Raw genomic sequence first — 13,607 nt, 5'->3', positions numbered from 1 at the left:
CTTTTACCTCTTACGCCAGACGCGGGTTAACTTTTTCTGCATCGATGTTGAATTTGGTGATTGCGTCCGCAACCACTTTCTTATCGATTTCGCCACGTTTAGCCAGTTCGCCCAGTGCTGCTACAACCACGTAAGAAGCATCAACTTCGAAGTGGTGACGCAGGTTTTCGCGGCTGTCAGAACGACCGAAGCCGTCAGTACCCAGTACGCGATAATCATCAGCTGGAACGTAAGTACGAACCTGCTCTGCGAACAGTTTCATATAGTCAGTAGACGCCACCGCTGGCGCGTCGTTCATCACCTGAGCGATGTACGGAACGCGTGGAGTTTCCAGCGGGTGCAGCATGTTCCAGCGCTCACAATCCTGACCGTCACGCGCCAGCTCGGTGAAGGAAGTCACAGAGTACACGTCGGAACCCACGCCGTAGTCTTTCGCCAGGATCTGCGCTGCTTCACGAACGTGACGCAGGATAGAGCCGGAGCCCAGCAGCTGAACTTTACCTTTGCTACCTTCGAGGGTTTCGAGTTTATAGATACCTTTACGGATACCTTCCTCGGCACCTGCTGGCATGGCCGGCATGTGGTAGTTTTCGTTCAGGGTGGTGATGTAGTAGTAAATGTTCTCTTGCGCTTCACCGTACATGCGCTGCAGACCGTCATGCATGATGACTGCCACTTCGTACGCGTAAGACGGGTCGTAAGAGATACAGTTAGGGATAGTCAGAGACTGAATGTGGCTGTGACCATCTTCGTGCTGCAGACCTTCACCGTTCAGGGTCGTACGACCTGAAGTACCACCGATCAGGAAGCCGCGAGCCTGCTGGTCGCCTGCCTGCCAGCACAGGTCACCGATACGCTGGAACCCGAACATGGAGTAGTAGATGTAGAACGGGATCATCGGCAGGTTGTTGGTGCTGTAAGAGGTCGCAGCAGCCAGCCAGGATGCGCCTGCGCCCAGCTCGTTGATACCTTCCTGCAGGATCTGACCTTTCTCGTCTTCTTTGTAGTAGGCAACCTGCTCACGGTCCTGCGGGGTGTACTGCTGGCCGTTCGGGCTGTAGATACCGATCTGACGGAACAGACCTTCCATACCGAAAGTACGCGCTTCGTCGGCGATGATAGGCACCAGGCGATCTTTGATCGACTTGTTCTTCAGCATCACGTTCAGGGCACGCACGAAAGCGATAGTGGTGGAGATCTCTTTGTTCTGCTCTTCCAGCAGCTGAGAGAAGTCTTCCAGCGCTGGCAGTTCCAGCTTCTCGGTGAAGTTAGGCTGACGAGCTGGCAGGTAACCTTTCAGCGCCTGACGACGTTCGTGCAGGTACTTGTGCTCTTCAGAACCTTCCGGGAAGGTGATGTAAGACAGGTTTTCTACCTGCTCATCGGTGACTGGAACGTTGAAACGGTCGCGGATATAACGCACGCCGTCCATGTTCATTTTCTTAACCTGGTGAGCGATGTTTTTACCTTCTGCGGTATCACCCATGCCGTAACCTTTGATGGTATGGGCCAGGATTACAGTCGCTTTACCTTTGGTTTCACGCGCTTTTTTCAGTGCAGCGTAGACTTTCTTCGGATCGTGACCACCGCGGTTCAGCGCCCAGATCTGCTCATCAGTCCAGTCTGCAACCAGTGCTGCGGTTTCAGGATATTTGCCGAAGAAGTGCTCACGCACGTAGGCACCGTCTTTGGATTTGAAGGTCTGGTAGTCGCCGTCAACGGTTTCGTTCATCAGCTGGATCAGCTTACCGCTGGTGTCTTTACGCAGCAGCTCATCCCAACGACCGCCCCACATGACTTTGATCACGTTCCAGCCAGCACCGGCGAAGATGCCTTCCAGTTCGTTGATGATCTTGCCGTTACCGGTTACCGGACCATCCAGACGCTGCAGGTTACAGTTGATGATGAAGCACAGGTTGTCCAGCTTCTCACGGGTCGCGATGGTGATCGCACCTTTAGATTCTGGCTCATCCATTTCGCCGTCGCCCAGGAAGGCGTAAACGGTCTGCTCGGAGGTGTCTTTCAGACCACGGTGTTCCAGGTATTTCAGGAATTTAGCCTGGTAGATCGCACCGATTGGACCCAGACCCATAGATACGGTCGGGAACTGCCAGAATTCAGGCATCAGTTTAGGGTGCGGGTAAGAAGACAGACCTTTACCGTGAACTTCCTGACGGAAATTGTTCATCTGCTCTTCAGTCAGACGACCTTCCAGGAATGCACGTGCATAGATGCCCGGAGAGATGTGGCCCTGGAAGTACACCAGATCGCCGCCGTCTTTCTCGTTCGCTGCACGGAAGAAGTGGTTGAAGCACACTTCGTAAACGGTCGCAGAAGACTGGAAGGACGCCATGTGGCCACCCAGTTCCAGGTCTTTCTTGGACGCGCGCAGAACGGTCATGATGGCGTTCCAGCGGATTGCAGAACGGATACGACGTTCCAGATCCAGATTGCCCGGGTATTCCGGTTCGTCTTCGACGGCAATCGTGTTTACGTAGTTGCTAGCCCCTGCACCTGAAGCAACCTTCACGCCGCCTTTGCGGGCTTCAGAAAGCAGCTGATCAATCAGATACTGAGCGCGCTCAACACCTTCTTCACGGATGACCGATTCGATCGCCTGTAGCCAGTCGCGAGTTTCGATCGGATCCACGTCATTTTGGAGACGTTCTGACATGGGGGTATTCCTTATCTATCTAATACGTTGATTTGTCTGGAACCTGTCCCATTGTATTTTCGTCAGAAAACACAATAAGACAGGTTCTGCGTTTAGTTGCCGCGCTCTAAAAGTACCTGGCGCTTAATCCTTTCGTTGCTGTATGCGGCGTAATGAACGTTCGCGACGCGATTGTTCACGGCTGCGGTCCAGCAAGATTTCCTCAATGAAAGCCAGATGGCGGTGCGACGCTTCGCGCGCCTGCTCCGGTTCCCCGGCCATTATCGCCTCGAATATTCGGGTGCGATGGTTGCTTACCAGTGGGAGCATCTCCCGACGGGCATACAACAATTCAAAATTCTGACGAACGTTCTGGGCCAGCATCGGCTCCATGCAGCGTAGCAGATGGAGGAGCACCACGTTGTGGGCCGCTTCGGTGACGGCGATTTGATACTGGACGACGGCGCTGGACTCGGCGTCTAAATCGCCGGACTGCTGTGCCCGTTCAATGGCCTGATGCAGTTCGCGTATGCGCACGCGATCTTCATCAGTGCTGCGAAGGGCGGCGTAATAGGCCGCAATACCTTCAAGCGCGTGACGGGTCTCAAGCAGGTCAAACTGGGATTCTGGGTGGTCAGAGAGAAGTTCTACCAGCGGATCGCTGAAGCTCTGCCACAGGCTGTTTTGCACAAAGGTTCCGCCCCCCTGGCGACGAAGCAGCAAGCCCTTTGCTTCGAGACGTTGAATCGCCTCACGCAGAGAGGGACGTGAAACGTCGAACTGTTTTGCCAGCTCGCGTTCTGGCGGAAGTTTCTCACCCGGGCGCAGAGTCCCTTCGAGGATTAAAAACTCCAGCTGCTGCTCAATCACATCAGATAGTTTTGGTTGGCGAATTTTGCTGTAGGCCATATTCCCTGTCTTACGCCTTTTTGCCCGGAGTCAATTGGTCTTACCAATTTCTATTTCGTATCGCTAAAGTAACAAAGTATTCACCTTCTGTCCATATTGGTTTTGATTGAAATCAGTAAACCCTGCACATTTTAACAACCTTACAGAAATAACGTTTCAGAAATGTAACTTTGCACAAATGAGTTGATTACTCACAAAGAGGGAGTTTTAACCATAATGAAACGAGGGTTTTTGCAATCTGAAGCGATTCAACAGGGCAAATACTGAAAATTCGCCCGCTTACAGCGCATTTCTATTCTATAGGTTGGGTTAGGAAGAATAAGCGGGCCGATTTACAAATGCTTTCTTTTTATTCAAGTCGTCATCATCCCTTCATAAAGCAGGTGCATTCGCAGGCGCTTACCACTATTCTGGCGCTTACGGAAGTCATCTCCGCTTTTTTCGGTCTCGTTAACCGTAAAGAAATAAATACAGAATATGGATTTTCATAATTACACACGCACAGCGTGAACATAACAACCACACACGAGGTTTCAAATGGAAGCTCAACAGCACGGCGATCAGCTAAAGCGCGGGCTTAAAAACCGCCATATTCAGCTCATCGCACTGGGCGGTGCGATTGGTACCGGCCTGTTTCTGGGCAGCGCATCCGTTATCCAGTCTGCCGGTCCGGGGATTATTTTGGGTTACGCGATTGCCGGTTTCATTGCTTTTCTGATCATGCGTCAGCTGGGTGAGATGGTCGTTGAAGAGCCGGTCGCAGGCTCTTTCAGCCACTTTGCCTATAAGTACTGGGGCAGCTTTGCCGGCTTCGCCTCGGGCTGGAACTACTGGGTGCTGTACGTTCTGGTTGCCATGGCCGAACTGACCGCCGTCGGAAAATACATTCAGTTCTGGTATCCCGAGATACCTACCTGGGCTTCTGCTGCGGCTTTCTTCGTGATTATCAACGCCATTAACCTGACCAACGTAAAAGTGTTCGGCGAGATGGAGTTCTGGTTTGCCATCATCAAGGTGATTGCCGTGGTGGCGATGATTATCTTCGGCGGCTGGCTGCTGTTCAGCGGCAACGGCGGCCCGCAGGCCACCGTGCGCAACCTCTGGGAACAGGGCGGCTTCCTGCCTCACGGCATGACCGGCCTGGTGATGATGATGGCCATTATCATGTTCTCCTTCGGCGGTCTGGAGCTGGTGGGTATCACCGCCGCAGAAGCCGACAACCCGGAGCAGAGCATTCCAAAGGCCACGAACCAGGTTATCTACCGCATCCTGATCTTCTATGTGGGCTCGCTGGCCGTGCTGCTCTCCCTGCTGCCGTGGACGCGCGTCACCGCCGACACCAGCCCGTTTGTGCTGATCTTCCACGAGCTGGGCGACACTTTTGTGGCAAACGCCCTGAACATCGTGGTGCTGACCGCGGCGCTTTCGGTTTATAACAGCTGCGTATACTGCAACAGCCGCATGCTGTTCGGCCTGGCCCAGCAGGGCAACGCGCCAAAAGCGCTGCTCAACGTCGATAAGCGCGGCGTGCCGGTCAACACTATTCTCGTTTCGGCGGTCGTGACTGCCCTTTGCGTGCTGATTAACTACATGGCTCCCGAGTCGGCGTTTGGCCTGCTGATGGCGCTGGTGGTCTCTGCCCTGGTCATCAACTGGGCGATGATCAGCCTGGCACACATCAAGTTCCGCCGCGCGAAACAGCAGCAGGGCGTCACCACGCGCTTCCCTGCCCTGCTCTATCCGCTGGGCAACTGGATCTGCCTGCTGTTCATGGCGGCGGTGCTGGTGATCATGCTGATCACGCCGGGTATGGCGATTTCCGTCTACCTGATCCCGGTCTGGATTGCGATCCTGGGCGTGGGCTATCTCTTCAGTCAAAAAAGCCGTAAGGCCATGAAGGCCCACTAAGCCTCTCTGCGCGGCGCCTGCTTTCGCGGGTGCCGCGCGTTGTTACCTCCCTCACACTTTCATTCCTACAGCGTTTTTATCCATATCACCGCCCCGATACTGCAACGCATATATCCCTTTGCCAGCAAATAATTCTCTCCATACCGAAACCCGGAGAGCAGGCTATGGATAACGCTAAACTGTCAGTAAAAGAAAAGATCGGCTATGGGATGGGCGATGCAGGTTGCAACATCATCTTTGGCGCCATCATGCTGTTTGTTAACTATTTTTATACGGATATTTTTGGCCTGGCCCCTGCGCTGGTCGGCGTACTGCTGCTCTCCGTGCGCGTGATTGATGCCGTAACGGACCCGATCATGGGCGCGATTGCCGACCGCACCCGCAGCAAATATGGCCGATTTCGTCCATGGCTGCTGTGGATCGCCTTCCCCTACGCGCTGTTCAGCATCCTGATGTTTACCACGCCGGAGTGGAGCTACAACAGCAAAGTTATCTATGCGTTTGTCACCTATTTCCTGCTCTCTTTAACCTACACCGCCATCAACATTCCCTACTGCTCGCTGGGCGGGGTGATCACCAACGACCCGAAAGAGCGCGTCGCCTGCCAGTCGTATCGCTTCGTGCTGGTCGGCATCGCCACGCTGCTGCTCTCATTAACGCTGCTGCCGATGGCGGACTGGTTTGGCGGGGAGAACAAAGCCCGAGGCTACCAGATGGCGATGACCGTACTGGCGCTGATTGGGACCTGTATGTTCCTGTTCTGCTTCGCCACCGTGCGCGAGCGCGTGCGCCCGGCGGTGCAGACCCACGACGAGCTGAAAAACGATCTGAAAGACGTGTGGAAAAACGATCAGTGGGTGCGCATTCTGCTGCTGACCCTGTGCAACGTCTGTCCGGGCTTTATCCGCATGGCGGCCACCATGTATTACGTCACCTGGGTAATGGGCCAGAGCACCCACTTCGCCACCCTGTTTATCAGCCTGGGGGTCATCGGCATGATGTTTGGCAGCGTGCTGGCAAAGGTGCTGACCGACCGCTGGTGTAAGCTGAAGGTCTTCTTCTGGACCAATATCGTGCTGGCGATTTTCTCAACCGCCTTCTATTTCTTTGACCCGAAAGCCACCGTCACCATCGTGGTGCTCTACGTCCTGCTGAACATCCTGCACCAGATCCCGTCTCCGCTGCACTGGTCGCTGATGGCCGACGTGGACGACTACGGTGAGTGGAAAACCGGGAAACGCATCACCGGGATCAGCTTCTCCGGCAACATCTTCTTCCTCAAGCTGGGGCTGGCGATTGCCGGGGCGATGGTCGGCTTCCTGCTCTCCTGGTACGGCTACGACGCGGGCGCAAAAGCGCAAAGCGCGGAGGCCATTAACGGGATCGTGCTGCTCTTCACCGTCATTCCCGGCGTTGGATACTTAGTTACCGCTGGCGTGGTGCGTTTGCTGAAGGTGGACCGCGAAACCATGAAGATGATCCAGTCCGATCTGGAAAAACGCCGCGCCAACTACCGCGAGCTGAACGCTTATCAGGAACTCAAAGCCGCAGAGACAAAATAAGGAGAGCCAAATGCATCAGTGGCCAAACCCGTTTATAGAACAACGCGCCGACCCGTACATTTTACGCCATGAGGGGCAGTACTATTTTATCGCCTCCGTGCCGGAGTATGACAGGCTGGCTATCCGTCGTGCTGACTCGCTGGAGGGCTTACGTCATGCCGAAGAGGTGGTGGTCTGGCGAAAACCGGACGCCGGCCCAATGAGCCAGCTTATCTGGGCCCCTGAACTGCACCACATCGACGGGAAGTGGTACATCTATTTTGCCGCGACGCACACCCAGGCGCTCGACGCGCTCGGGATGTTCCAGCACCGCATGTTTGCCATTGAATGTGCCGAAAGCGATCCGCTCACCGGCACGTGGGTGGAAAAAGGGCAGATCAAAACGCCTTTTGATACCTTCGCCCTGGACGCCACCACCTTTGTGCATCAGGGGAAACGCTGGTATCTGTGGGCGCAAAAGGCACCGAATATCACCGGGAACTCCAACCTTTATCTGTGCGAAATGGCGAACCCGTGGACGCTAAAAGGCGAGCCGGTGATGCTCAGCAGGCCGGAGTATGACTGGGAGTGTCGCGGGTTTTGGGTCAACGAAGGCCCGGCGGTGCTGTTTCACGGTGACAGGCTGTTTATCAGCTATTCAGCGAGCGCCACCGATGAGAACTACTGCATGGGGCTGCTGTGGATAGACCTGACTGCCGATCCGCAAAACCCAGCAAACTGGCACAAATCTCCGCGTGCAGTGTTCGCTACCAGCTATGAGAACCGCCAGTTCGGCCCAGGGCACAACAGCTTTACGCAGACGCCGGAAGGGGAGGATGTGCTGGTGTATCACGCCCGGAACTACACCGAAATTGAGGGCGATCCGCTGTACGATCCGAACCGTCATACCCGCCTGAAACGGGTCCGCTGGGACGAAAACGGGATGCCTGATTTTGGCATCCCGCCTGCGGATTCGCTTTAATCTTTACGGCGCGCTGGCCTACACCAGCGTGCCGTAAATGGTCAGCAGCGCCACAACAACCACCACCACAAACGAGGTTTTCTTTGCCATTGAAACCGCCGCTTTTGGCGTTTCAATCTTATCGGTGTGCGGCTCGCGCGCCAGCGAGAACTGCGCCAGGCGCGTGAGTACCTGGTACTGCGACGTATGGCGATCGCCGAGCGAAGCGAACCATGCGGGAAGCGCTTTTTCACCGTGCCCAATGAGCGCGTACACCACGCCCACCAGACGCACCGGGAGCCAGTCGAGCACGTGCAGGATGGCATCGATGCCGGAGAGCAAACGCTCATGCGGCGTCAGATAGCGGGCAAGCCAGGTCTGCCAGGCGCGCAGGAACGCATACCCCATCAGCAAAACCGGTCCCCACGGGCCGCCCACCACGAACCAGAACAGCGGCGCGAGGTAGTAACGGAAGTTAATCCACAGCAGCGCATTTTGCAGCTCGCGCAGGAACTCGCGCTCGTCGCAGTCCGGCGGCACGCCGTGGATCATCGTCAGCTCGCTCGCCATGGCGCCGCGCGCGTGGGCATCGTCACGGGAGGCGGCTTTCAGGTAGGCGTGATAGTGCAAACGCACCTTGCCCGCACCAATGCACAGCACGCCAAGCAGGATCCACACCACCAGCAGCGGCACGTTGAAAAAGAGTCCGTACAGCGAGCGCAGCAGCAGGAAGGTAATGACCATCACCCCTGCCATCATCAGCAGCGTACGCAGCATTGAAAAGTGCTTAATCCGGCGGAATAACACTTCCAGCCGGTGATCCAGATGCCAGTGCTCGCCGAGCTTGAACAGGCGTTCGGCGATGATAACCAGCAGCATGGTAAACAACGTCATGGTATCTCCTTATTCTGACGACGCGGTGAGCATGGCGCGAAACCGGGGCCAGTCAAAGGCCGGGCCGGGATCGGTTTTTCTCGTCGGGGCAATATCACTGTGTCCCGTAATATTGTCGGCGATGGCCGGGTAGCGTCGGATAAGCGTGCGGGTCACGGCCGCTAACTGCTGATACTGCGCATCGGTGTAGGGCGTGGTATCCGTGCCTTCCAGCTCGATCCCAATAGAAAAATCGTTGCACCGTTCGCGCCCGTGATACATCGACACCCCGGCATGCCAGGCGCGTTTATCAAAGGGAACATACTGAACCACTTCACCATCACGACGAATCAGACAGTGAGCCGACACGCGCAGATGGGCAATCTCAGCAAAGAAAGGATGGGCATCGGGATCTATCGTTCCCGTGAATAACGCATCGATCCACGGGCCGCCAAACTCTCCCGGCGGGAGACTAATATTATGCACCACCAGCAGTGTGGGCTTTTCATCCTCCGGGCGGCAATCGTGGTGCGGCGAAGGCACATGCCGCGCGTCCACCAGCCATCCGTTTTCTAACAACATGCTGGAACTCCTTATGTATGGTGCTGTTACTCGGTTCAGAGTAGCATGTTTCAATATTATGATTCGTTACCAATTTGGAGTTTTATCATGCCGCCTCGCCGCTACAACCCCGACCACCGACGTGAAGCGCTTCTGGAACGTATTAATATGGATATTCCGGCAAGCGTTGCCCATGCCCTGAAAGAAGATCTGGGCGGTGACGTCAATGCCGACAATGATATTACCGCACAATTATTGCCGAAAGAGACGCGCTCGCACGCGGTCATTATCACCCGCGAAGAGGGCGTTTTTTGCGGCAAGCGCTGGGTTGAAGAGGTGTTCACGCAGCTGGCGGGCGATGATGTGCAGGTAACATGGCACGTGGAGGACGGCGATGCCGTCACGCCAAACCAGCCGCTGTTCGAGCTGGACGGCCCCTCCCGCGTCCTGCTGACCGGCGAACGTACCGCGCTCAACTTTGTACAAACGCTCTCTGGCGTGGCCAGCGAAGTGCGTCGCTACGCTGACCTGCTGGCCGGTACCCGCACCCAGCTGCTGGATACCCGCAAAACGCTGCCGGGCCTGCGCACCGCGCTTAAATATGCGGTGCTCTGCGGCGGCGGCGCAAACCATCGTCTGGGCCTGTCCGACGCCTTCCTGATTAAAGAGAACCACATTATTGCCTCGGGCTCCGTGCGTCAGGCGGTGGAGAAGGCCTTCTGGCTGCACCCTGACGTGCCGGTTGAGGTGGAAGTGGAAAACCTGGACGAGCTGGAGCAGGCGATTAAGGCCGGGGCCGATATCATCATGCTTGATAACTTCGAAACCGAGCAGATGCGCGAGGCGGTAAAACTGACAAACGGCCGGGCCCAGCTTGAAGTGTCCGGGAACGTCACGTTCGACACGATCCGTGAATTCGCCGAAACCGGCGTGGATTACATCTCCGTCGGCGCGCTGACCAAGCACGTTCGCGCCCTCGACCTCTCAATGCGCTTCAAATAGCACCTTCTCCCCTCTTCACCCGGAGAGGGGAATTTCAGCCCCGCTCGCAGATCCGCTGTTCTTCGCTGTAACCCTCAAAAAATTCTCTGAAGCGCCCTTCCCGTTCCCTTTTTTGCCCCTCGTTTCTGCTCTTTTCCGCTGACAAAGTAGCGCCACTTTGCAAAAGGAGCGGATATGGACAGACAACAAGGATTCACACTCATTGAGCTGATGGTGGTCATCGGCATTATTGCGATTTTGAGCGCCATCGGCGTTCCCGCCTATCAGAACTACCTGCGCAAGGCAGCCCTGACCGATATGCTGCAAACCTTCGTTCCCTACCGCACGGCCATCGAGCTTTGCGCGCTGGACCACGGTGGCGTGGCGAGCTGCGATGCGGGCAGCAACGGCATTCCGTCCCCCACGACCACACGCTACGTTTCAGGAATGAGCGTGGCGAAAGGGATCGTGACCTTAACGGGGCAGGAGAGCCTTAACGGGCTTGAGGTGGTCATGTCGCCACAGTGGAACGACGGCAACGGGATGACGGGCTGGACGCGCGTCTGCAATGCCAGTGCTGACAGCGCCCTGAAGCAGGCCTGCGAAGACGTTTTCCGCTTCGACACTAACTGAGGTGCGGACAATGAATACCGACCAGCTCGTCGCGCTTTGCCAGCGCCATCATGCTCTGCTGCTTACCAGCGACGGTGACAAAGTGAGCATTGCCGTGGTGGGCACCCCCGCGACTGAACTCATGGAGGCGCTTCGCTTCGCGACCCAGAAACGGATCGATATTGAGTGCTGGAGCGCCGAACGCATGGAAAAACACCGGCAGTTAACGTCACAAGTGCATCTGCCCGTCGCTTCACAAGCACGCTCCGCGGTGGACATCCTCAACCACACGCTGCAGCAGGCGATCAACCAACGCGCCTCCGACATTCACATCGAACCGATGGAGCACGCATGCCAGATCCGTTTACGCATCGACGGCGTACTTTGCCCCCAGCCTCCGCTATCCGCCTCGCTGGCCAGCCTGTTCAGCGCACGCTTAAAGGTGCTGGGCAACCTGGATATCGCAGAACGTCGTTTGCCTCAGGACGGCCAGTTTACGATTGAGCTGGCAGACGCGCCGGTCTCGTTTCGAATCGCGACGCTTCCCTGCAGCGGCGGCGAGAAAATCGTGTTGCGTCTTCTGCATCAGGTTCAGCAGGCCCTTGAGCCAAAGGCGCTTGGCATGAGTGCTGAGCAGTTAGCCAGTTTTAATGAGGTGCTTCACCAGCCGCAGGGGCTAATTTTGGTCACAGGCCCTACCGGCAGCGGCAAAACCGTGACGCTGTACAGCGCGCTGCAGGCGCGTAACACCCCAGACGTCAACATCTGCAGCGTGGAGGATCCTATTGAGATCCCCCTTGCCGGATTAAACCAGACGCAGATTAACCCTCGGGCGGGCCTAACCTTCCAGAGCGTTCTGCGGGCGCTGCTGCGTCAGGATCCAGACATCATTATGGTCGGCGAAATCCGTGACGGAGAAACGGCTGACATTGCCATCAATGCCGCCCAGACCGGGCATCTGGTGCTGTCGACCCTGCATACCAATTCGACGACGGAAACCCTGATTCGCCTGGAGCAGATGGGCGTCGCGCGCTGGATGATATCTTCCGCGCTATCGATGGTCATTGCCCAGCGCCTGGTCCGCCGTCTGTGCCCACACTGTCGCCGGGAAGCCAGCGAGCAGGCTCAGTTACCGCGCGCCGTCTGGTCCAGACCGCTTCCGCGCTGGCAGCCCACCGGCTGCGATCGTTGCTATCACGGTTTTTATGGCCGCGTGGCCATTTTTGAAGTGCTCACAATCGACAGCGCCCTGCGACAGGCGATTGCCAGCGGGGCGGGAACAGAGGTGATAGAGGCCAGCGCGCGGCAGGCGGGAATGCTTTCTCTTTTTGAACACGGCTGCATGGCCGTCGAACAAGGGCTGACCACGATCGAAGAGCTGGTGCGCGTCCTGGGAATGCCAAATGGCGGCTAATCAGCTCTGGCGCTGGCGAGCGCTCACCCAAGAGGGAGAACCCCGCAGCGGGACGCTCTGGGCCCCGGACCGCAATGCGGCCTTCATCTGGCTGATGCGTAGCGACCTTCATCCTCTGACGCTGACCCGATGCGCTCAGCGACACCGCTGGCGGCCACATCACTGCTACGAGATGTTTCGCCAGCTCGCCACGCTTCTGCAGGCCGGGCTGACATTATCCCACAGCCTGCAAATGCTGGCAGAGCAACACCCGTTAAAGCCGTGGCAGGCGCTGCTGCAAAGCATTGCCGATGAGCTCAGCGAGGGAGCCCCCTTTTCTGAATCGCTAAAAAAGTGGCCTGCGGTGTTTAGCCCGCTGCATGTCTCGATGGTGAAAACCGGTGAGCTCACAGGCAAACTGGAGGCGTGCTGTCGCCAGCTCGCTGAGCAGCAAAAAGCGCAGCAGCAGCTCAGGGCGAAAGTGAAAAAGGCGCTGCGCTACCCGGCGATCGTCCTGACGCTGGCCGTGGTCGTGGTGCTGGCGATGGTCACCCTGGTCTTGCCCGAGTTTGCTGCGATCTACAAAACGTTTAACACGCCGCTGCCCTTGCTGACGCAGATGGTCATGGGAATGGCCGCCTTTATGCAGTCATATGCCCCTGCATTGCTCGCCGCGTTATGCGTACCCTTAGCCGCGGCCTGGTCTTTACGGCAGAACCCGCGCTGGCAGCGCATGCTGATGCATACGCCGGTGATGGGCGAACTGGCGAGAGGTCAGAAGCTTGGGCACATCTTTACCGTGCTGTCACTCACGCAGCAGGCCGGCATCCCCTTTTTACAGGGCCTGGAGAGCGCGGAAGAGACCGTGGAAAGTCGTTACTGGCAGGGAATACTCGCGGGCGTTCGTGAGGACATTGAGAAAGGCCACCCGGTCTGGTCATCCTTTCAGAAGGCGGCCATCTTTACCCCGCTCTGTATTCAGCTTTTACGAACCGGAGAAATGTCAGGCACGCTGGACATGATGCTGGCAAACCTCGCCCGGCATCACACGGAACAGACCTTTCAGCGAGCAGATAGCCTGGCGGCACTTCTGGAGCCCGTGCTTCTGATTGTGACGGGGGTCATCATCGGCACGCTGGTGGTGGCAATGTACCTGCCAATATTCCACCTGGGGGATGCGATGAGCGCGGGTTAACGCTCAATAATGCTGGCGCA

The 13,607-nt window shown here is 56.7% G+C and carries 11 protein-coding genes; 7 read left to right on the top strand and 4 right to left on the bottom strand.

The genetic code is table 11. The features are described 5' to 3' along the window. Window positions 1–10: 10 nt before the first annotated feature. Window positions 11–2,674: a pyruvate dehydrogenase (acetyl-transferring), homodimeric type gene (aceE, locus tag ACMWKK_RS03585; protein WP_045327745.1), complete on the bottom strand. Its 2,664-nt coding sequence runs from the start codon at window positions 2,672–2,674 to the stop codon at window positions 11–13. Window positions 2,675–2,797: 123 nt separating this feature from the next. Beyond that, window positions 2,798–3,562 (bottom strand): pyruvate dehydrogenase complex transcriptional repressor PdhR, encoded by a 765-nt coding sequence (gene pdhR / locus ACMWKK_RS03580; RefSeq protein ID WP_014882565.1) that lies wholly within the window; start codon window positions 3,560–3,562, stop codon window positions 2,798–2,800. Window positions 3,563–4,099: 537 nt separating this feature from the next. Between pdhR and aroP the strand changes: the two genes are divergently transcribed. From aroP to ACMWKK_RS03565, 3 genes are all read left to right on the top strand, one after another. Beyond that, the gene (gene aroP / locus ACMWKK_RS03575) at window positions 4,100–5,470 is read left to right on the top strand and encodes an aromatic amino acid transporter AroP (RefSeq protein ID WP_032644082.1); all 1,371 of its coding nucleotides are present in this window, start codon (window positions 4,100–4,102) and stop codon (window positions 5,468–5,470) included. 164 nt (window positions 5,471–5,634) lie between these two features. Beyond that, window positions 5,635–7,032, top strand: coding sequence for a glycoside-pentoside-hexuronide (GPH):cation symporter (locus tag ACMWKK_RS03570; RefSeq protein WP_045327743.1), 1,398 nt, complete (start codon window positions 5,635–5,637; stop codon window positions 7,030–7,032). Between the two features lie 10 nt (window positions 7,033–7,042). Then, window positions 7,043–7,993 (top strand): family 43 glycosylhydrolase, encoded by a 951-nt coding sequence (locus ACMWKK_RS03565; protein ID WP_112781169.1) that lies wholly within the window; start codon window positions 7,043–7,045, stop codon window positions 7,991–7,993. A gap of 18 nt (window positions 7,994–8,011) precedes the next feature. Here the strand turns inward: ACMWKK_RS03565 and ampE are convergent, their stop codons facing one another. Both ampE and ampD read right to left on the bottom strand, forming a co-directional pair. Next, on the bottom strand, window positions 8,012–8,866 hold the full coding sequence (gene ampE / locus ACMWKK_RS03560) for a beta-lactamase regulator AmpE (RefSeq protein ID WP_045327741.1): 855 nt from the start codon (window positions 8,864–8,866) through the stop codon (window positions 8,012–8,014). A gap of 9 nt (window positions 8,867–8,875) precedes the next feature. Continuing rightward, entirely contained in the window at window positions 8,876–9,427 is a 552-nt protein-coding gene (gene ampD, locus ACMWKK_RS03555) for a 1,6-anhydro-N-acetylmuramyl-L-alanine amidase AmpD (protein ID WP_112781168.1), read from the bottom strand. An 87-nt stretch (window positions 9,428–9,514) separates the two neighbouring features. On the opposite strand from ampD, the gene nadC reads away from it, so the two are divergent. From nadC to hofC, 4 genes are all read left to right on the top strand, one after another. Continuing rightward, on the top strand, window positions 9,515–10,408 hold the full coding sequence (gene nadC, locus ACMWKK_RS03550) for a carboxylating nicotinate-nucleotide diphosphorylase (protein ID WP_112781167.1): 894 nt from the start codon (window positions 9,515–9,517) through the stop codon (window positions 10,406–10,408). Between the two features lie 174 nt (window positions 10,409–10,582). Beyond that, window positions 10,583–11,020 carry a prepilin peptidase-dependent pilin gene (ppdD, locus tag ACMWKK_RS03545; RefSeq protein WP_045327737.1) on the top strand — a complete coding sequence of 146 codons (438 nt, stop codon included), beginning with the start codon at window positions 10,583–10,585 and terminating at the stop codon, window positions 11,018–11,020. A 10-nt stretch (window positions 11,021–11,030) separates the two neighbouring features. Further along, a complete protein-coding gene (gene gspE, locus ACMWKK_RS03540; protein WP_045327735.1) occupies window positions 11,031–12,413 on the top strand; it encodes a type II secretion system protein GspE in 1,383 nt (460 codons plus the stop codon). Next, window positions 12,403–13,587: a protein transport protein HofC gene (gene hofC, locus ACMWKK_RS03535; RefSeq protein ID WP_112781166.1), complete on the top strand. Its 1,185-nt coding sequence runs from the start codon at window positions 12,403–12,405 to the stop codon at window positions 13,585–13,587. The genes gspE and hofC overlap by 11 nt, the downstream gene beginning before the upstream one ends. Window positions 13,588–13,607 lie beyond the last annotated feature (20 nt).

It is taken from the genome of Enterobacter sp. 01-M-03-SI-ECC, from assembly GCF_047530215.1.
GTDB lineage: Bacteria > Pseudomonadota > Gammaproteobacteria > Enterobacterales > Enterobacteriaceae > Enterobacter > Enterobacter chengduensis.
Note: the sequence above shows the minus strand (reverse complement) of the source record. Positions and strands in the feature narration are given on the sequence as shown.

What these genes read in the sequence shown, in the direction of transcription:
- ampD (WP_112781168.1), bottom strand. Translation starts at nt 9,427, where the DNA reads ATGTTGTTAGAAAACGGATGGCTGGTGGACGCGCGGCATGTGCCTTCG.
- gspE (WP_045327735.1), top strand. Translation starts at nt 11,031, where the DNA reads ATGAATACCGACCAGCTCGTCGCGCTTTGCCAGCGCCATCATGCTCTG.
- ampE (WP_045327741.1), bottom strand. Translation starts at nt 8,866, where the DNA reads ATGACGTTGTTTACCATGCTGCTGGTTATCATCGCCGAACGCCTGTTC.
- ACMWKK_RS03565 (WP_112781169.1), top strand. Translation starts at nt 7,043, where the DNA reads ATGCATCAGTGGCCAAACCCGTTTATAGAACAACGCGCCGACCCGTAC.
- aroP (WP_032644082.1), top strand. Translation starts at nt 4,100, where the DNA reads ATGGAAGCTCAACAGCACGGCGATCAGCTAAAGCGCGGGCTTAAAAAC.
- hofC (WP_112781166.1), top strand. Translation starts at nt 12,403, where the DNA reads ATGGCGGCTAATCAGCTCTGGCGCTGGCGAGCGCTCACCCAAGAGGGA.
- ACMWKK_RS03570 (WP_045327743.1), top strand. Translation starts at nt 5,635, where the DNA reads ATGGATAACGCTAAACTGTCAGTAAAAGAAAAGATCGGCTATGGGATG.
- aceE (WP_045327745.1), bottom strand. Translation starts at nt 2,674, where the DNA reads ATGTCAGAACGTCTCCAAAATGACGTGGATCCGATCGAAACTCGCGAC.
- ppdD (WP_045327737.1), top strand. Translation starts at nt 10,583, where the DNA reads ATGGACAGACAACAAGGATTCACACTCATTGAGCTGATGGTGGTCATC.
- nadC (WP_112781167.1), top strand. Translation starts at nt 9,515, where the DNA reads ATGCCGCCTCGCCGCTACAACCCCGACCACCGACGTGAAGCGCTTCTG.
- pdhR (WP_014882565.1), bottom strand. Translation starts at nt 3,562, where the DNA reads ATGGCCTACAGCAAAATTCGCCAACCAAAACTATCTGATGTGATTGAG.